The sequence below is a fragment of the Bacteroides sp. BFG-637 genome, from assembly GCF_024793605.1.
GTDB classification, from domain to species: Bacteria; Bacteroidota; Bacteroidia; order Bacteroidales; family Bacteroidaceae; genus Bacteroides; species Bacteroides vicugnae.
In genome coordinates this window covers 5,572,350-5,591,562 of the sequence record NZ_JANUPD010000002.1, presented here as the reverse complement: position 1 = coordinate 5,591,562, position 19,213 = coordinate 5,572,350, and the positions used below count along the sequence as shown (strand labels likewise).

The following is a 19,213-nucleotide window of genomic DNA, read 5'->3' as shown; positions in this document are numbered from 1 at the left end:
TGACATCGGAGGTTAAAGCCGATGTGAATTTCCCACTATATCAACTGTCTGTGAAGATCGTTGATATTTCTTTTTATTCTCATAATACTGGATAATAATATCAGATTTCTTTGTTTATATGTTGAAATATTTGTAACTTTATAGCATAGAAAACAGTAATAAGGAAACGATGGAACATTCAGATTTTATAGTGAAATGTTATAATAAACAAGAGTTGGCCCAGATGTATTTTCCGGATTTGACAATTCGTGCTTCGGTCAATAAACTCCGGAGGTGGATGCGGAGATGCAAGCCGCTGATGAATGAGATACTATCTACGGACTTTCATCCGAAGACAAAGGCATTTTCTGTGAGAGAAGTACGGCTTATTACCTATTACTTGGGAAAGCCGGGAGAACTATAAATGATATAAACATAAAAAAGAATTACGGGAGACTGCACTTTCGCCAGCTCCCGTAGTTCTTTTTATATATCCATATACTCCTTTTGACTGTCAAAACAAGGACAAGCTTTATGGATCGAAGCACTAAGCTGATAATGTCCCAGGATTTGCGCATCCGGATACTGATGTTTGAGAATCGTCAACAAGTCAAGTAGCGCGAAGCGCTGCGCCTGTGTTCTCGTATCCGCCGGACGACCTTCTTCATCCAAACCACCTTCATAGCAAATTCCAATACTATGCCGGTTGAAACCTCGCACATGCGCACCGGGCTCCGATACCGGGCGACAATGATGAAGTTCCCCGTTACGGGTGATGTAAAAATGATACCCTATATCTTTGAAACCTCGTTGCAGGTGACATTGTCGAAGCTGTTCTACGGTGAAGGAAACATTGCAGCGCGTTGCGCTGCAATGAATCACCAACAACTTAATCTCACGTGGGAGATAGCTTTCTTCTGAATATTCCATATCGGTCAGCAGGAGATTAATGCCCCACGCAGGACGTTACACCGATAGCTGAAATGATTGAAGTCGCGATAGTCACGACAAACTGGAGAATGTTTTTCCAAAGTTGCTTTTTCATATAAATTTGAATTAAAGAATAAATACTACTGATACATCATAAACTCAATAACCAACCCGTAACTGACGGATTAAGCTGCCGGATCCGGAGCTTCCCCGCTGCCGGAACCTCCCTGATTATCATCACCGCCATCATCAGGAAGCGGATCTTTATCCGAATCAGTGGAAGAATCACTCTTATATAATGTATAATCCAACGTCTTACACAACTTGCGGAGATCACTACCCGGATAGAAGAGCACTTTGCCCTTATTGATGCACGATGCCTTGAATTCCTTTGCCGTATCGGTAGGAGTACCGGTCTTGATACTCATACGGAAATTACCCAAATCCCCCATCTGGACGATATTTCCTTCCTCCAGTACATTGACGATTTCGAGCAAAAACTCACCGATACAACCTTCTAGTTCACCTTTGGAATAAGAAGAACGTTCAGTGATACGTTTACAAACTTCTTTGACCGTCACTTTACGACCGCTACGCGCCACTGCATAGTACTTCGGAGTTTCATTAGGTTTCAACAGGTTCTTACGAGCCATGAGAGTGTAATTCTGTGCCATAACTTTTAATTTTAAATCATTAATTTTTAATTGCCTTGTAATCGATTACATGACAAAAGTACTACATCGGGAAAGCGGCATGACGCATAGTGACGCACACAGGCGTACAGATAAAAAGAAAAAACACCGGGAGATTTGTATCGAAACTTCCCAATGTTTGATTTCAATCATTGCGATGTTTTTTTCAAATCTCCCGATGTTTTTCCGGACTCTTCAAAAGGACAAAAGGACAAAAAGGACAGATGTGACTATTGCTCATTCATCTTGGTGTAAGAACCATGGGATATCTTATTGATCTTTACTCCATTAAGCGATTTTAGCAGACGTGTTACCTTACGATGGTTGAAATCATATTTTGCGCCAATCTGAATCGCTTCATCTGTCGTGAAACTGTCGGGCAACTCTTGAACGAAATTACGAATAGTGTCCGGATTCTTCAGTGGACGGACCGAAGGAGACGGCATGGATGAGTGCAACAAACGGCTATGCTCGTAACAACATAGAACGATTTGAAGAGAACGCTCAAAATCAGCATCCGTGCAATAAATCTCGGAAGAAAGATCGGATGCCTCAAATTGCCGGATACGGGTCTGGATCATGCTGATGCGCATCACCAGAAAAGCATAGCGTTTCACTACGGCTTGGAGGTCATCGTTGCCTTCCAATGCCACCTCGGACAGCATACGTGAGAAAATCTCATTCAGACGGTTCCATTGCAGGCGGTTGAAATGAAAAAGAACCGGATGAGCCAGGCAGAAGTTATATAATTCAGAAACACGATGCGCGATCGGTTTGAAAGAATCTTCCAGCGAGATGCAGTCGTCGCCCATCTCTTTCCAGTGTGGAGCCTCTCGGAAAGTGTAAATCAGGGTGCGGCTGGGCAATCCGTTTTCGTAGCTGCTCAACAGGCCGTCTATTTGTCCGGGAGTACCCGTCAGCAGCAAAGCCAATTTGGGATGGCGTATATAGATTGGAATGAGGCCGTTGGCTTTGTAGGAAGACTCTATATTTTCGTGCTCAAAAGCCTTGCGGAGCATATCGTCGAAATTGCCACAATCCAGATGATTGGCTGTGGATAGCGTTTGTGCTTCCGTGTCGAAAATGATGCTTCCCTGTGGACCGTTGTCCTGCATCTGCATTTGCATGCGGGTATAACTGGTGGTGGCAGGAATGAATAACATCTTGAAAGGAGGTCTTTGCGGTTCTTCGGAGCATGCATCTCCTTTCTTTTTCTGTTTTTGACATTCTGATTGCCAGTTATTATGTACAGTCTGGTAGTTTTTCATCATGGATTCACTGGTGGAAAGAATTTCTGAATGTATTTCTTCCAACAGGTATCGACCGGTTTGGGCGATGCTTTTACCACTGGCGGCAGGCGAAAGTATGACACTGAATATATGCGTGGAGTATTTCTTATGATTATAAATTCCGAAAGTCTGCGGAAGTGCTGCGCTCAAGGCTGTGAGATCGGAAAGGAGAGCGACATCTTGTTCGCGTTCGCTTCCGTCTTCAATGATACAGTCATTCAGTAAATCGGGAAGATTATTGTACAAACTTCGGGGAAATAAAGGAGTTCCTTTCCGGAATTCCTCTCCCAACCAATAGGCTTCGTCGTCGGCATCGGAATTTTCTGTAGTACCATAAGGTCTTTTTGTCCTTATGTCCTTTTGAAAGGAAGGCCCGTTGGTTGGGGTGGAAGTGGGTGTATGTTCATTAACTTGTTTGTATCCAGACAATAAAACACTCGTTAGCTCTTCGGGACGAAAATCCGTGTGTTCGAAAAATGCGGTAAGTTCGCGTAATATGCTTTCTTGGGGATAGTGCCGACGGCAGGCTTCACAGGCAAGTTTGAAGACGTTGGAATGGCGTTGACCGGCTGTTAGCGGATGAAAGAAAATATAGGACGAAATAAATTGGGAGATTTCTTCTTCAGATACATTTTCCGGTTCTTCTTTCACAGGCGGTTCCAGAACAAATGCCTGATAAAGACTGGCAATATAACCGTTGGGGGAATAGCTGAAATAACAGAGGCGGCTTTCATCTTTACACGCCGGATCGCTTTCCAATCCGAGCAACTGGTTGTAATAACGGCTCACCAGTTGTTGCCCCTCACGATGGCGGCCTTCGATACCTTCCACATAGGCGAAGACTTTCACACCGTCGGTCGGACTTTCTATTGCTGCCACCGTATGAGGATCTGCCGCGCATCGTTGAATAACTTCCAGACGATTGGCTACATGGTCGTAATCAAGCCCGACAATATGGCTGGGGAGCAGAAAATGTTTGATGGCATGCGCTCCGTCAAATGTGCCCGCCGGAGTGAAGCAGGGGAGTTGACTCTTCAATTTCTGTGCGGCGGCATGGTCTCCTTCCGCATGATATCGGCGGATAGAGTTGATAATCGTTGCATAAACAGGATGAATACACATGATGATGACTTCAAGGAAAGACATGACTTGGGGCTTTTTTGAATACACGTTTTTGTAAACTGAGACTTTGATTTCTTCTAAGACTTTCATATAAAATTGTTTTTGTAAGATTGCGCTACCTGATTATCAGATAACGGGAACAAAGGTCGGGATATTAAAAATAGGGTTGCTTCCCTATGTGGATAGTACTTGATAAAGCAAATAAAAAATGAAATATTATAATTTATTAATCATCGAGTGACATGGCAAAAGAAAAACAGGAACCTTATGAGTTCTTAAGCAATTTGGTATTGGCTTTAATGGATACGGATCGTATTTTTAGTAACAATTTTTTCATAAGCGAATTAGCTATCTCTCCTAAAACATTAGGGGAGATAAGGCGGGGAGAGGATATGTGCATTTATCAGTATGTACGGGTGATCCGGTGTATGACGAAATATCTTCATTTAATCATTCAAATGGATATGTTGCTGAAGGAGTTAAGAATCGTACTGTCTTCCCATTGTGACTTGGTGGTCGCTACGGTTCCGCACCGTTCTTGCGGAACTTGTCAGCCGACAGAGTGGGTGGCAGTGATGCATTGGGATGGAGTGAAATTGTGATGTGGAAGTTGACAAGCCGGAGTTTTTTGTCACTAACCTATTTGTTATTCAATATTTTGTATAAATTTGTAGAATAAATAATCAATCTATCGAATATGTATATGTTAAGCACAATAATCTCTCAAACTGGTGAATGCAATGCACAGCACGCGACAGACCCTTGTTTTTTAAATCAATGGGGGTATTCTACCCTTTTGTTAATCATTATCGGGATAGGTTTAGTATACCTGCTTTTTAAGAAACGGAAATTCTTGGTGGATAACCTGAAATGGATTGCAGGTACAGTATTTATTGCAGGTTTCCTGATATATTGGTACGCTTTCAATGAGGGAGGGAGTGACAGTAATTCGATAGCATTGGCATTTAGGTCTGCTCTGTCTTCTATGGAAATGTTCGCTTCGCATTCCGATCTTTTGGAGGTTCCTAAAGAACTGCATCATGATCCTTTCTACATGACGATATTTTCTGTGATACATTTCCTGGCCGTTATAGTGAGTGCGGTTTTTATTATCAAACTGTTAGGATTCAGATTCATCTCATGGGTGCGGTTATGTGTGGCGAATCTTCCAAGTAAGAAGAAATGCCGGCTGTTTATTTTCTGGGGTGTCAATGATAATGCGATATTGCTGGCTGACAGTATAAGAAAAAAAGCGGCAGAGCCAAAGGGGAAGAATGAAGAAGGATGGGAGAATTGCAAGTTCATTTTTGTGAGGTTGCTTTCTGCTAATGAAAGCAGTTCTCATGGTCGGTTCACATTCAGTCATTTCTTTAATTCGTCTCATGACGGAACTGAAAAATTCATAGAAAAGATAGAAGAGCTTGACGGCATACTGGTTAACTCTAAATTTGGAATTACAGGCCGGGTTATAGATAAAGTCAAATCGGAATTTGATTTATACAAATATCTCGGATTGAGGAGATTGGGAAACCTAATCAAGAAGTACCCGCAGGCAACTTTCTATTTTTTATCTCCCAATGAAGAACTGAATCTGGAGGCGGTGTCTGTTTTTAAGGAAATAGCGAAATGTAAAGAAGACAGAGTCCATAATCAGGTTCAGATTTATTGCCATGCGCGTAAGAACAACCAGAACCAGAAGTTGGAAATATGTGATGGGTTGAAACATCAGATTCATATCATCGACTCGTCTAATCTTGCTGTATTGCAATTAAAAAAGAATGTAAGGAATCATCCCGTGAATTTTGCAGATGTCGATACTTCGAAGGCTTGTGTAAAGAAACCTTTTACGTCGATGATTATTGGTTTTGGAGAAACCGGGCGTGACGCATTTCGTTTTCTATATGAGTTTGGGGCATTGATCGATGCAAATGGCAATAGGAATCCTCGAAAAATATATGTGGTTGATGAACATATGGATGAATTGAAAGGTGATTTTTTAATGAAAGCACCTGCCTTGAAGGAGAGGAAAAATGAGTTGGAATGGTGTGAAGAAATGTCTATCCATTCCGAACGTTTCTGGGAAAAACTCTCTGAAATCATTCATGATCTAAACTATGTTGTAATTGCTATAGGAAATGATAATGAAGGGATGGCATTGGCGATTGATCTCTACGAATATGCCTATCGATATAGGAAGGATTGTTTCAATGACTTTAGGATTTATCTGCGCGTCAATGGAAGTTGCAACACCATTCAGCTGAAGCAAATAAAAGAGTATTTTAATATTTATGGCAATACCCGGAATGTAATCATAACTTTTGGAGCGCAGGAAGAAATATTCTCATACGATGTGGTATCGACAGATGTGCTTGAAGTATTGGCAAAGGAATTTTATTATGCATATCAGAAAATTATGATTGACGCAATGCCTGGAACGAATGAGAAGGAAATTGAAGAGAAGAAGAAAGCGAAGGAAAGCCTGAAGCAAACAGCGGAAGAAGAATGGAATGCGCGTAGAGAGGCATTGCGGGACAAACATAGCTTGGATGCACAAATTAAATTGGCTTATCAGGAAGAGCAGGATAGGGCTAACGTATGGCATATCGATACCAAAAAGTTTTTAGCCGGGGCCATGGGAGAGGATGGCAAAGATAATAAGGAAAGGTTGAAAGAAATGGTTGAACTGACGCAGCGTGAAGCCCATACATTGAACTATTCTAAGGTTTGTGATGTTGTTTCCAGTACATTATTTGATAATTTGAGTAAGTGCGAACATTTGCGTTGGAATGCATGTATGGAACTGCAAGGATTTGTAACGTGTGACGGAGATAAAGATTTTCAGCAGAAGAAGCATAAATGCATCGTCGATAATGATGTTTTAAGAAGTAAATATCCGGAAACCATCCCTTATGACCAGTGTGTGGTTGAGCTAAGTTTTAGATTGAAAAAGAACTGAAAATTGTTCCGCTAATATATAAATAATGAATCATAAAATGAAAAAGTATATTCCCAATCCGGTGGATACAGGACATATCCAACTCCCGAAGGAGTTGGAATACCTGGTAGAAGAGATGGCTAAGAATGTTCATGAAGTCTGGTCGAAAACCAGAATAGAACAAGGTTGGACGTATGGAAAAAAGCGGGATGATGTGTTGAAGCAGCATCCGTGCCTGGTTCCGTATGAAGAATTACCTGAAGGAGAAAAGGTGTACGACAGAAATTCTTCGGTGGAAACTTTGAAACTGATTATGAAACTAGGGTTCAAGATCTCGAAGGATGAGGAATAGGCGCTCTGCCTGCATCCAACAAGATAAATGGTGCCCAATATTTACTGTCTGCATATCCGTTCTCACGAAGGTACTGTTGTGCTTTGATAAGAGCCTGTCGTTCGGATAACCCTGAAATGATGTTCTCATAGAATTTAGTCATGAGAAGCATGGAGGCCTGGTCGTCAACAGCTGAAAGTGTCATGAGGATGGTTTGTACTCCTGCATTTTTGAAGCCTCGTTGAAGACCGAAAAGACCATCCGCACCAAGAGTACCTTGACCGGTGTTGCAGGCAGAAAGAACAACCATACGACAACCGCGGAGGTTTAGTGCACTGATTTCATCTGCACGGAGCAGTCCGTCGTTATTCTCTTCCGTGGCATTGGCGCCGGACATAATCAGGAAGCAATGCTTCATCGCATCATCGGCTTCACGTCGCTTCAATTCTTTATAGTCTCCGTGAGTAGCTATGTGAATTAACGAAACAGCTTTGCCGTCGAGTGCCCGGAACTGCTTTTCCGTTCCGTTTTCACCTACGAATAGATTGGTTTTAATCTTCTTTTCTTTCAACAGGGAATTTACGTTATTTACTTCATTGAGCGTATATGGTAACTCATGATACCCATTCTGTCCGTTACGGAATTTCCCGGAGTTATGATCTGTAGAAACAATATTGCGGACTTTGGTTGAAGCCATTTCGTAGTCCAATCCTCCGAAAAGTGCGGCTGATGAGTAGTTCAGCGAAACTCTGTCGAGTGCGATTTCTTTTGTTGACGATAAACGATAGACGGCTTTCCGGAATGCTAACGGCAGGTTACCCGCTCCATACGGAAGATATTCTACAGGCAACTGGTGAAGTATCCCGTCAGGTGAAAAATAAATGGTATCTGCTTTGCTGATATATTCATCCAGCGCTTTCCAGAAATGTGCCCCGTTTTCGGTTGCGGTGAAAGCCGTAGGCGATTGCATTTCTTTCAATAGCAATTTCTGACTCATTAACTTGATTGCGGTGGGAGACGCGTCGCCCGGACGAAGTACGAAAGCGGCCAGATGTTTGTCCGGAGCTAGTAATTCATCGTCTATGAGAGCAAATTCTATGGCGATGGAGTTTCCATGCAGATGCTTTTGTACGTCTTGCCATTTGACGGAAAGATAACGGGTATAGTCGCCGAAATCAGTAGACTTTCGCATCAGGTTCAGTTGCAACTGTTCATACTCCTCTTTCTGGCGGATGATATTTTTCTGTGCTTCCGTCTGATTGGTTGCATTCGGGAGTTCACTTTGCATGGATAAAATTTGTTCCGCCATAAGGGCAGCCTTGTTGTATTGGTCGAGCAGAGACTTATCTCCCGAAGCGCGGATCAGAGACTCCAGTTCAATAGACGAATTAAGCATAATACCTTTCGAAAACAATAATGCATCGTAACCTAACCGGGCAAAACGTTGTTTTTGTTCAGGCGTACCTGTTGCGGCGATATTGGCTGCACGGAGGGGAATACTGTCCAGTGAGGAACGGATATCCTTCCAGAATGCCAGGCGTTCATCGGCTTTCGAGAGACGGAAAAGATTACGCAGTGCGGTTGTTTCGCCGGAGAGGAAAGGTTCCATATAGGCTAATGCCTTGTCGGTCTGTCCTTGGGTATAATAGATATCGGCGATAGTCCCTAATGCGGAGACATACATCAACCCGTCTTCTCCCCATTGCAGGCGATAAGCATCCAGTTGTTCAAGACTCTCTTTTAATAGCCTGTTTAAAACCGCCATTCGCTGACGTTCCGCATCCTGTTCTGTCTGTCTGGCGGCTGTCTCATTGCCCATCATGGTGTGGCAACGATTCAGACTGCTAAGTGCATCCTGATATTTTACATCACTATCGGGAAGAACTTTGTAAATGTCTGCAGCCAGTTGGTAGTTTGCTGCCGATTCTGCATATTGTTTCTGTCGGTATAAGATACTTCCTCTGGAACGGAGAATTTCCCCCATCTTGTCTGACTTATCACCCGTCGGAAGCTGTTTTTCGGCTTTTGCAAGTATTTCGAGGGCTTTTCCATACTCCTTGGTAAATCCATAATTACGGCATAATGCAATGGAGGTGTCTACATATTTGTCCAGTCTGTCCGGCAACATCTGTGCATAAACCGACAGTGCCTGGTTGAGCATACGATTGGAGGCCTCATACTTGGCAGCAATGCTATAATTGAGTCCGCCCAGATAAGATTCCAATGCAAATTTAGCCTGTTCGGCAGGATTGTTGCGAAGGATGTCTGCTGCCAGTTCGTAGTATTCGCCGGCGGATGCGTGATCTTGTATTCCGGAGAGAAATTGCGCATAGTAGTGGCGTACCTTAAAAACGATCTCCTTATGGGTATTCACATCGCATTTCTTTAAAGCATCCAGAAAATGTGCCCTTGCCTTGTCGTTGTCACCTATACTGGCAAAATACTGGGCGCGCTCGGTCAGGCAACCGGGCTCGTCGCAAGGCTTTTCCAGTTCTTTTTTATTGTGAGCTTCTGCCAATTTCATATATTCCAATACTTTCGGCTGATTGTTCAATTCCAGATAGATGGACGATATCCAATTGAGAAGTTGCTCGTATTCTTTTGAATCGTCAGGAAAGATGTTGAAGGCCTGTTCATAATAAGTTACCCCTACGTCTTTACGTTCCGACAGGTAGTACAACGAACCTATCTGCTGGAGTTGACGGGCTACTGAAAGGGACTTTTCGCCATACCTCTTTTTACTGATGGCTATTTCTTCTTCTACGATGGCACTTGCTTTATCCATTTCTCCTAAAGCTATGTAGCAGCGGGCGAGATTGATATGAAACATGGATGCCTGTTCGGGACGAGGCTGAATGCGACTGCACAGTTCCCATGTCTTGCTGTGAATTTCTGTTGCTTTATGATAGTCTTTTGCAACAGTCAGGTAGTAGAGTCCTATGTTGTTCAGGGAGGAAATATATTTGATATCTGTTTCACCCAGTATGGTCTTGCGCATATCTGCTGCCATTTGTGTATAGGTTAGTCCTTCGGGACGCTCCAGATTCAGATAACAGCGGCCTAAAATGTGCAGGCAGGTAGCACGTTCCGCACTCTGTGTCTTTCCCGTTTTGACATATAATTCGTCCGCTTGTTTCAGTTGGGTAATGGCGGTTGTGTAATCTTGTTTACTTTCTAGTTTTTGAGCTTCTTCAACCAGTAGGTCGGCTTGGCTTGCAGTCTGTGAATAGGCTGTCAGACACAGACAGGCTAATAGAGATAGAATGAATTGTCGCATATAATAGAGATTTTAGTAGATTAAAATAAGATCAAGGCAAAGCTCCCGTCTCTCTTGCTTCTATTGGTGATCGAGACGATGATTTTATACCGCTCGTCCGAGCTAACCTTTTCTTTTCGGAAAGGAAGCCCTTTCCGGACGCTGTCATTACATTTGTATTCCCGTTCACTTTTCGATTGATAACCGATTGTCTTTATTTTCCAACTGAAAGAACGGTTCACCTCTGCCACACAGCCTATCTGCGAGGTTCCCGAACAGCTCGGAATCTCGAAAGTACAGGTCTGACCGGCAGCCACCATTTTGGTATCTAATCTTACTTTGTTGGCGGAATCCTTATCACCTCTCATCCTCGCTTCTGCTGCATACTTGTCCGCGATTTCATAGATTGTTTCATTATCAACGCAGGCTTGAATAAATTCGTAATCAAAGACCAGATGTCCTTTCAGGCTCAAGACATCGCCCTGAGTTTGTTTGACGGTTAATGGGATAGGGGCTGCATCACGCAGCGTTTTGCTTACTGCCAGCAGTTGCTCACCACTGGCAAAGCCGCCGTCCAATGCTTCACATGCTTTCTTACAGGCGTCGAACACCATTTCAAAGGGTGTCGTTGTCTGTGCATTGACACTTATTTGCCCTCCGATGGAAAAAAACAGGAGGATGAATACTCTGAAAATAGTTTTCATGCTCATTTTTATTCTGCATTCATTGTGTTATTGAATAGGATTAAGTACCACACGAAATCCGATATGTGGTTCTGATGTATCGTAAGTCTGTACGCTGCGATGGCGAATGTCCATATCACGTTCGTTGGCCAGGTAGCTGCCTCCTCTCACAATCTTTTTATGGTGTCCGGGATTTTCTGCCGGACCTTGGGGATCTGTGACCCGTGTATTTTCATACCGGTTCATCCAGTCCGTACACCATTCGGCGGCGTTGCCTGACATGTCGTATAAGTCGAACCCGTTTTCGTGTTTCTCACCAACGGGATGCAAGCGTTCATTGGCATTGGAGGCGTAGTAAGCTACATCACGAATGTTGTCTGAACCGGCATAAGGATAACTTTCGCCTCCGGTGGCTGCATATTCCCATTGCGCCTCCGTAGGGAGGGAAAAAGGTAAACCGGTGAGCTTGTTCAGCTCCTTGGTGAAGGCTTCGGCATCATTCCACGTTATATGTGTCATAGGCAGCATGCCTTTTTCCGTAACAATGGAGTCATTCATAACGGCATACCACAGCGAGCGTGTTACTTCGTATTTACACATATAATAATCGGAACTCAATACAACGGTGTGCTGCGGTGAGTCATACCCTTTTCCTGTAGCTTTTCCCATGATGAATTCTTTGTTTTTGGCCGGAATCAGCAGCATATTGTTCATCATGTCCACCAGGGAGCGGAGCTGGGGCAGTGTGATCGTAGGATTCCATTTTACGTCTACCCATTCTTTCTCTCTGTCTTTTATATCCCTGTTTCCGGTGTTGTTCACGGAGGCGCGTCCGTCATTCCGGAGCGCGTTGAATTCATGCAGGATAGAGTCGCACGTCGATTTCAAAGAACTGTCCGGGTGTTTCTTTATGAAACTACTGTAATCGTCATAAGTGCGACACTCCTTGAATTCCAGTTTTTGTTCTGCCGTTCTTTGGATGGAAGTATAAGTTTTGCTTCCTGCTACTATTAATAATAGGGCAATGAAAGTCATCATAAGCCATTTGGCAGATACATAAGAAGGCTTTGACAACATTTGCTTCAGGAGGTCACCTTTTATATCTTTGAATCGGGCTACCCGTGAGTTGCTATAAAATACAGCTTGAAAGTCTTTCAATCCACTAATGTCCGGGGGAGTTGCAGGGTAGCGAAATCATAGCTTTCACTTTCCTGCGGAGCAATCGGAATGATATTTATCTGTTTGGGGGTTCTACTTTGGCGACGTAACGCACGGCCTAATTCTATCCGGACAAAATCGATCTCTCCGGTACGGCTGATCTGTTTAATTTCTGTTTCAAACTCTTCATTGGTCAAGGACGCCATCCGTTCGTAGAAAGCCACTTCTTCCATGTCCCATGTTGCTTTTTCGCCTGCCTCAACCGCTTCTTCATTGAGTGGGCGGATCGTTGTAAACGTCTCCGGCACCATGAACATAATGAAGTCTTTACACTCATCAATGCGGCGAATCAACTCAACATCAAACCGACCGTTTAAATTGTCTTTGTCAAAGCTCACCCTTTTGCGGAATCCGGATTCTTCCAGCATCAGTTGTAGCATTTCAGGCTTGTCGCCCGAACATTTCTTACGGTAACTAATGAATATGTCGTAATTATGCTTGCTCATCAGCTGCTAAGATAATAAAAAGAAACAGATTTGTCAATCTTAATCGAAATTTATTTTTATCTTTGAAGTTCAGTAAACAGAAAAAAGAAATATATATGAAAAAAGTAATTTGCAGTGAGAAAGCTCCGGGGGCTATCGGCCCTTATAGTCAGGCGATAGAAGCTAATGGTATGGTATTTGTGTCCGGTCAGTTGCCTATCGATGCCGCTACGGGACAGATGGCGGAAGGCATAGAAGGACAAGCGCGCCAGTCGTTGGAGAATGTCAAACACATTCTTGAAGAAGCAGGATTGACAATGGGAAACATTGTCAAAACTACTGTATTTCTTCAGGATATGTCCCTGTTTGCAGGGATGAACGGTGTGTATGCCACGTATTTTGACGGAGCTTTTCCGGCACGTTCGGCGGTTGCCGTAAAAGCTCTGCCAAAGGATGCGTTAGTAGAGATTGAGTGTATCGCGGTTCGCTAACAAATCTGCGACAATGAAACTGCTGCCTCCTACAAAGATCAGATCTTTGGGGGGGCAGTTCTTTTTGCCGCCTGTACAGCTTCTACAACAGTGGGGTAGGTGGTACCTTTCAATCCGGCTTCTTCTGCCAATGCCAGCAGTTCATTTTCCGGAAGCGCGCGTTTGACGCTTGCTTTGGTAAAATAATAGGTGGCATATTTCGGCAATGCTCGCAGAACCCCCCGGATGTCTTTGTCATTGACCATGCCGAATACAAAATGGATCTCCTGATCGAAGGTTTTGTGAATGACATTGAGCTGTACATGGATATATTCGATTCCATCTACATTATGTCCCGTGTCACAGATAATATCCGGATAGCTGTGCACTTTCTGCCAACGCCCCATCAGACCGGTGAGCTGACATACGTTTGCAAGACCTTCGCGATAGTCCTGGGACCTGATGTTGTAGTTCAGACGGTTCAGTGTCGCAAGGGCTTTTAGGATGGTGAACATATTTTCGAATTGGTAAGCTCCGCTCAACTCGGTGAAAAGTCCTAAAGGAAACATCTCATTGTGGATTTTGATAGCATCTTTTCTTTTGTCGAGTATCTGGTCTAGCGCACGTAGACTGTCTGGCAGGTCTAACATGAGTAATGCTTGCCGCATCTGATTTGCCTCTTCTTCTGACTGTTCGTCCATTGCTTCGATCATTTCGCGCATGCTCTGAATTGCGTTGTCCATCACCGGTCTTATTTCTTGCAACTTCGAATAAGGAACTATTTCCATGTCCCAGTACCGGGTATTTTCACGGGCATATTCGATGGGCGCATTCTTTTCTTTGGCTTTCATGGTAAATACACGTTTCACCGCCCCTTGGGCTCTGCCGATAATGACCGGAACTCCTTCTTTGATAATTCCGGCTTTCTCTTTGGCAATCTTCGTCAGCGTGTCACCCAGATATTGGGTGTGGTCGAGGCCTATGTTGGTGATAACGCACAAATCCGGATGGATGATATTCGTACAGTCCAATCTTCCGCCCATGCCTACTTCGATAACTGCTACATCTACTTTCTGGTCGGCAAAATAACGGAATGCCATAGCGGTGGTCAGTTCGAAGAATGAAGGGTGCAGCGGCTCGAAGAAGGAGCGATGCTCTTCTACGAAATTGACTACATACTCTTCCGGTATCATCTCACCGTTGATACGGATACGTTCGCGGAAGTCGATTAAATGGGGGGAGGTGAATAGCCCTACCCGGTAACCGGCGCATTGTAATACGGCTGCGATAGTATGCGAGCAGGAACCTTTTCCATTGGTTCCGGCGATATGTATCGTTTTGAATTGTTGATGAGGATGCCCGAAATGTTCGTCCAATTGATGTGTGGTCTCTAAACCCGGCTTATATGCTTTGCTTCCTATTTGTTGAAACATTGGCGCACTCTCATATAAGTACTTTAAAGTGTTCTGATAGTCCATGTTTTATAATATTTAACGTCGGGCAATCTTTATTGCCCGCTAATTTGTTTATCTTTAGAACCGTCAATCTGACTATAAATGGGGGATTGGCGAATGAGATTGCAAATATCAACATTTAAATCTAAGAAATCATGGGAACTAAGAAAAATTTTGTGCTAGACACGAATGTTATTCTTCACGACTACAATTGCTTGAAGAATTTTCAGGAAAATGATATTTACCTCCCTCTTGTTGTACTCGAAGAACTGGATAAGTTCAAAAAAGGAAACGAGCAGATAAATTTCAATGCTCGTGAGTTCGTGCGCGAATTGGATGTGCTGACAAGCGACGAGCTTTTCTCCGACGGAGTGAAGCTTGGCGAAGGATTGGGACGTCTGTTTGTGGTGACGAGCAATGTACCGGCTACCAAAGTGTGGGAATCGTTTCCTATAAAGAAACCCGACCATTTGATTTTGGCGGCAACCGAATACCTGACCGAAGAGGATCCGGAAATGATGACTATTTTGGTGACCAAAGATGTGAATCTGCGTATGAAAGCTCGTTCCATCGGTTTGCTTTGCGAGGATTATATTACGGATAAGGTGTATAACGTAGATGTGTTCGAGAAGTCCAATGAGATCTTTGAAAATGTAGATCCGGCATTGATCGACCGTATTTATTCTTCAAAGGAGGGCATTGACTTGAGTGAATTCGACTTTAAGGATTTGATTCACCCCAATGAATGTTTTATATTGAAGAGTGACCGGAATAGTGTGCTTGCACGCTACAATCCTTTTACCCATTCTATTATTCGTGTGATGAAAGGCAAGAATTATGGAATCGAACCACGGAATGCGGAACAGAGTTTTGCTTTTGAGATTCTGAATGACCCGGAAATCAAACTGGTGGCTCTGACTGGAAAAGCAGGAACGGGGAAGACATTGCTGGCTTTGGCTGCTGCTTTGGGCAAACTGACGGATTACAAACAGATTTTGCTGGCACGTCCTGTTGTGGCGCTTTCCAATAAGGATATCGGTTTCCTTCCGGGAGACGCGCAGGAGAAAGTGGCTCCTTATATGCAGCCGTTATTTGATAACCTGAACGTGATAAAACGTCAGTTTGCTGCAAACTCTACCGAAGTGAAGCGCATAGAAGATATGCAGAAAAGCGAGCAGCTGGTGATTGAAGCTCTGGCATTTATCCGTGGTCGTAGTTTGAGCGAAATGTATTGCATCATCGACGAAGCGCAGAATCTGACTCCGAATGAAATAAAGACAATCATCACCCGTGCAGGTGAAGGTACGAAGATGGTATTTACGGGAGATATCCAACAGATTGACCAACCTTATCTGGATAGTCAGTCCAATGGTCTGGTATACATGATTGATCGTATGAAAGACCAGAATATCTTTGCACACGTCAATTTGCTGAAAGGTGAACGAAGTGAATTGAGTGAGTTGGCAAGTAACTTGCTGTAATGATGAAAAAATAAATTTGGCACGGATTACACGGATTTCACGGTTTCTCCAATTATCTTAAACCGCGTAATCCGTGTAATCCGTGCCTGATTTTTACTTCTTGCTTTTCTTTATTATTCTTTCTTTCCGAAATATTTCAGGAACTGTGTACGTTCGAATGTATTAACACCCTGAACATCCTTAATATTCAGTTTGCCTTTGAATTGAGCTATATTTTTGAATCCTTTGCGTTCCATCCATGCAGAGAGGAAGCGGTTGGCTTCTCCGATGAATGCATTTGTATTCAGATAGACTGCACTGCAAATTTCTACGGCTGAAGCACCGGCAAGGATAGCTTTCACTACTGATTCTGCGTTGGCAACACCACCGGAAGCTGCATAGTCGATTTTGTCTACTACTGCAGACGCAATTCCGATCCAACGTAGCGGAGTGGCAAGGTCGGAAGCATTGCTGAATACTTCTCCTGAAATATGCTCCATCTTTTCGATGTTGATGTCCGGTTGATAGAAACGGTTGAAGAGAACAACTGCTGCTGCACCGTTGGCATACAACTGATCGATTAATGCCACAGGATTTGTCAGGTTATCACCCAGTTTCATGATTACAGGTATCTTGACTGTTTTTTTGATGTGGCGGAGAATATCAATGTGGCGTTGTTCGAATGAACCGTATGTATATTGCACTTCCGATTGCAGGGCAAGGATATTGATTTCCAATGCATCGGCACCGGCCTCTTCAATCATCTTTGCAAAGTCAATCCATTCGGAATCAGTGTAGCAGTTGATGCTGGCAATGATAGGAATGGGGCATACCTTCTTGCTTTCTTTTATTAAAGTCAGGTATTCGGATAGCTTGTGTTCACGGATGTATTCTTCCAGATAGTCACTGGCTTCCGGATAGAAAGCCGGATCTTTCAGTTGGTCTGCTTCCAGCATGATTTGTTCCTCAAACAGTGATTTCAGAACAATTGCACCGGCACCATCTTCTGCCAATTTTTTGTTTTTGCCGGCACTGTTGGTCAGCCCCGAGCTACTAATGATGATAGGGTTTCTAAGGGAAAGCCCTGCGAAAGTAGTTTTTAAATCGGTCATAGCAATATGTTTTTTTTAACACTTAATCAGTAAATTCGTTCTCCGAAAATCTTGCTTCCTACTCGTACCAGCGTACTTCCTGCGGCAATGGCTTCGTGGTAGTCATGTGACATTCCCATTGATAGCTCACAGAAAGTATCGGAGTGGATGAACCAAGTTGTTTTTATCTCGTTAAAGAGCCCATTTAGTAAACAAAATTCCCGATTGATTTGTTCAATACAATCGGTGTTGCTGGCCATCCCCATTAATCCGCAGATGCGTACATGAGTCAGCTCTTTCCATTCTCCGGCATTCAACATCTCCTTGCATTCTTCGGGACTGAAACCAAATTTGGTTTCTTCCTGCGCAACGTGAATCTGCAACAGGCAGTTCACTGTACGTCCCGCTTTGACAGCTTGTTTGTTGACTTCGACCAGCAGTTTATAACTATCAATTCCATGAATCATCGCTACGTATGGTATCATGTATTTGATTTTGTTCGTCTGCAGGTGTCCGATGAAATGCCATTCAATGTCTTTGGGCAAACTTTCGTATTTAGCTGTCATTTCCTGCACTTTGCTTTCTCCAAAAATACGCTGTCCCGCCTGATATGCTTCTTCTATCGCTTCATTGGGATGGAATTTTGAGACAGCAACCAGCCGGACTCCTTGCGGGAGTTCGGCCAGCACTTGCTTTAAATTGTCAGCAATACTCATTGTTACTTATGCTTTTGACGGATCAAACTCCGGTTTGTCATTCGGTTCGGCGCTGTAAGGATATACATCCATGAGCGGAGTTTCGGATACCATACCGATCTGATAATCAGCCATGGTTCCTTTCATCCCTTCATCCAGCTTCTTGACTGCGTCACGCAAGTCGGCAGCTTGTACCAATACTTGAGTGGAAGTCTTTTTTTCAGCACCGCTTTTTTCATCCAGAGTGATGAAAATAAGTTTGCATTTGAACCAGCGGTCGGCACTTTCTTCGTCGCTGGGGAAAAGTTCGCTATAGTTGGCACGTTTAATATCCGAAACGGTAAATTCTCCGGAGATAAACGGAGTCATTTCTTCAATAATCCGTGCTTCTGCTTCTGTAAAACTGAGTGCGTCAACAAGATAAGGTTCAGTTACTTTCTTCTGCATTCCGTTTTCCATTACTTTTTCATAACGGATCTTGCACTCAAACCATGTATGCATTGCCATAATTTTCTTCCTTTTTAATTAATTGATTGATGTAAATTGCCTACAAAGATAAACAAAATCCCAAAGTAAGTGCCGAAAGCTTTTTATTTTCTTTTATGTAGATTCTTTAGTTCAAATGAAAGCATGACACGGAAAAGTCCGATGATGAGGAAAGCAAAAGAAATCATATACACTGCGTAGAGCGCTCCTATGGCGGGTTGCCATAATATTAAAAGAGAGCACAGGATGGCAAGAATACCGAAAGCCATGTACCAGCCCCAGTCGCGGGTTCCGTAACGTTTCAGGTCGATGGAATAGCCGGTGGAGGAGAAGCCGCGGAACATAAGCCAGAAGGCGATAATGAAAGGAATAACTTCCATACTGACCATCGGATAGGCAATCAGGTAAATACCCAGAACGAGGTCGATCAGTCCTCCTACGATATACCATCCCCAGCTCGGGACGCCTTTCCGGTTGCTAAGAGCGAAGATGATTTCCAGAATACCGCTTATCAGCATCGATACACTGAAAATGATGCTTAGAGCTACATAGGTGCTTACGGGTGAGAACATGAGCCAAAGGGCTACAATGATATACACGATTCCCAAAAGAAGAGAAGTCCACCAATTTTTTACTGAATGTTGAATCTCATTGAATACAGTTTCCATACATTTTATATTTTAAATTGAACACTAAA

The 19,213-nt window shown here is 43.4% G+C and carries 17 protein-coding genes and 1 pseudogene; 6 read left to right on the top strand and 12 right to left on the bottom strand.

Annotated features, from left to right (window positions below; genetic code table 11):
- Positions 1 to 169 precede the first annotated feature (169 nt).
- Entirely contained in the window at positions 170 to 403 is a 234-nt protein-coding gene (locus tag NXX38_RS22005; RefSeq protein WP_258981136.1) for a DUF4248 domain-containing protein, read from the top strand.
- A 62-nt stretch (positions 404 to 465) separates the two neighbouring features.
- Here the strand turns inward: NXX38_RS22005 and NXX38_RS22000 are convergent, their stop codons facing one another.
- The 4 genes from NXX38_RS22000 to NXX38_RS21985 form a co-directional block, all read right to left on the bottom strand.
- Positions 466 to 909, bottom strand: coding sequence for an N-acetylmuramoyl-L-alanine amidase (locus tag NXX38_RS22000; protein ID WP_195650444.1), 444 nt, complete (start codon positions 907 to 909; stop codon positions 466 to 468).
- 16 nt (positions 910 to 925) lie between these two features.
- Entirely contained in the window at positions 926 to 1,024 is a 99-nt protein-coding gene (locus tag NXX38_RS21995) for a smalltalk protein (RefSeq protein WP_258981134.1), read from the bottom strand.
- A 70-nt stretch (positions 1,025 to 1,094) separates the two neighbouring features.
- Positions 1,095 to 1,583 (bottom strand): HU family DNA-binding protein, encoded by a 489-nt coding sequence (locus NXX38_RS21990; protein ID WP_148367888.1) that lies wholly within the window; start codon positions 1,581 to 1,583, stop codon positions 1,095 to 1,097.
- 248 nt (positions 1,584 to 1,831) lie between these two features.
- Positions 1,832 to 4,102, bottom strand: coding sequence for a DUF3987 domain-containing protein (locus tag NXX38_RS21985; RefSeq protein WP_258981132.1), 2,271 nt, complete (start codon positions 4,100 to 4,102; stop codon positions 1,832 to 1,834).
- A gap of 152 nt (positions 4,103 to 4,254) precedes the next feature.
- Between NXX38_RS21985 and NXX38_RS21980 the strand changes: the two genes are divergently transcribed.
- The 3 genes from NXX38_RS21980 (at position 4,255) to NXX38_RS21970 (ending at position 7,299) form a co-directional block, all read left to right on the top strand.
- Entirely contained in the window at positions 4,255 to 4,614 is a 360-nt protein-coding gene (locus NXX38_RS21980; RefSeq protein WP_148367890.1) for a hypothetical protein, read from the top strand.
- Positions 4,615 to 4,709: 95 nt separating this feature from the next.
- Positions 4,710 to 6,968: a hypothetical protein gene (locus tag NXX38_RS21975; RefSeq protein ID WP_309569427.1), complete on the top strand. Its 2,259-nt coding sequence runs from the start codon at positions 4,710 to 4,712 to the stop codon at positions 6,966 to 6,968.
- Between the two features lie 37 nt (positions 6,969 to 7,005).
- A complete protein-coding gene (locus NXX38_RS21970) occupies positions 7,006 to 7,299 on the top strand; it encodes a RyR domain-containing protein (RefSeq protein ID WP_234133890.1) in 294 nt (97 codons plus the stop codon).
- Here NXX38_RS21970 and NXX38_RS21965 read toward each other — a convergent pair.
- The 3 genes and pseudogenes from NXX38_RS21965 to NXX38_RS21955 form a co-directional block, all read right to left on the bottom strand.
- Positions 7,274 to 10,555 (bottom strand): CHAT domain-containing protein, encoded by a 3,282-nt coding sequence (locus tag NXX38_RS21965; protein WP_258981127.1) that lies wholly within the window; start codon positions 10,553 to 10,555, stop codon positions 7,274 to 7,276. The two genes, NXX38_RS21970 and NXX38_RS21965, sit on opposite strands and share 26 nt — an antisense overlap.
- A 20-nt stretch (positions 10,556 to 10,575) precedes the next feature.
- The gene (locus NXX38_RS21960) at positions 10,576 to 11,244 is read right to left on the bottom strand and encodes a hypothetical protein (RefSeq protein WP_074558988.1); all 669 of its coding nucleotides are present in this window, start codon (positions 11,242 to 11,244) and stop codon (positions 10,576 to 10,578) included.
- A gap of 21 nt (positions 11,245 to 11,265) precedes the next feature.
- Positions 11,266 to 12,881, bottom strand: a pseudogene (locus tag NXX38_RS21955) (formylglycine-generating enzyme family protein).
- A gap of 95 nt (positions 12,882 to 12,976) precedes the next feature.
- On the opposite strand from NXX38_RS21955, the gene NXX38_RS21945 reads away from it, so the two are divergent.
- Positions 12,977 to 13,351: a RidA family protein gene (locus tag NXX38_RS21945; protein ID WP_148367895.1), complete on the top strand. Its 375-nt coding sequence runs from the start codon at positions 12,977 to 12,979 to the stop codon at positions 13,349 to 13,351.
- A gap of 38 nt (positions 13,352 to 13,389) precedes the next feature.
- Here NXX38_RS21945 and NXX38_RS21940 read toward each other — a convergent pair whose 3' ends face one another.
- Positions 13,390 to 14,808 (bottom strand): folylpolyglutamate synthase/dihydrofolate synthase family protein, encoded by a 1,419-nt coding sequence (locus NXX38_RS21940; protein WP_309569308.1) that lies wholly within the window; start codon positions 14,806 to 14,808, stop codon positions 13,390 to 13,392.
- A gap of 131 nt (positions 14,809 to 14,939) precedes the next feature.
- On the opposite strand from NXX38_RS21940, the gene NXX38_RS21935 reads away from it, so the two are divergent.
- The gene (locus NXX38_RS21935) at positions 14,940 to 16,265 is read left to right on the top strand and encodes a PhoH family protein (protein ID WP_148367896.1); all 1,326 of its coding nucleotides are present in this window, start codon (positions 14,940 to 14,942) and stop codon (positions 16,263 to 16,265) included.
- 113 nt (positions 16,266 to 16,378) lie between these two features.
- Here NXX38_RS21935 and NXX38_RS21930 read toward each other — a convergent pair whose 3' ends face one another.
- From NXX38_RS21930 to NXX38_RS21915, 4 genes are all read right to left on the bottom strand, one after another.
- Positions 16,379 to 17,356 carry a dihydroorotate dehydrogenase-like protein gene (locus NXX38_RS21930; protein WP_258981121.1) on the bottom strand — a complete coding sequence of 326 codons (978 nt, stop codon included), beginning with the start codon at positions 17,354 to 17,356 and terminating at the stop codon, positions 16,379 to 16,381.
- Between the two features lie 26 nt (positions 17,357 to 17,382).
- Positions 17,383 to 18,051: a YggS family pyridoxal phosphate-dependent enzyme gene (locus tag NXX38_RS21925; RefSeq protein ID WP_074558994.1), complete on the bottom strand. Its 669-nt coding sequence runs from the start codon at positions 18,049 to 18,051 to the stop codon at positions 17,383 to 17,385.
- A 6-nt stretch (positions 18,052 to 18,057) separates the two neighbouring features.
- Positions 18,058 to 18,537, bottom strand: a complete 480-nt coding sequence (locus NXX38_RS21920) for a DUF4494 domain-containing protein (protein WP_004296648.1) — start codon at positions 18,535 to 18,537, stop codon at positions 18,058 to 18,060.
- Positions 18,538 to 18,620: 83 nt separating this feature from the next.
- Complete coding sequence (locus tag NXX38_RS21915; RefSeq protein ID WP_004296649.1) at positions 18,621 to 19,184, bottom strand: HdeD family acid-resistance protein; 564 nt, start codon at positions 19,182 to 19,184, stop codon at positions 18,621 to 18,623.
- Positions 19,185 to 19,213: the final 29 nt, after the last annotated feature.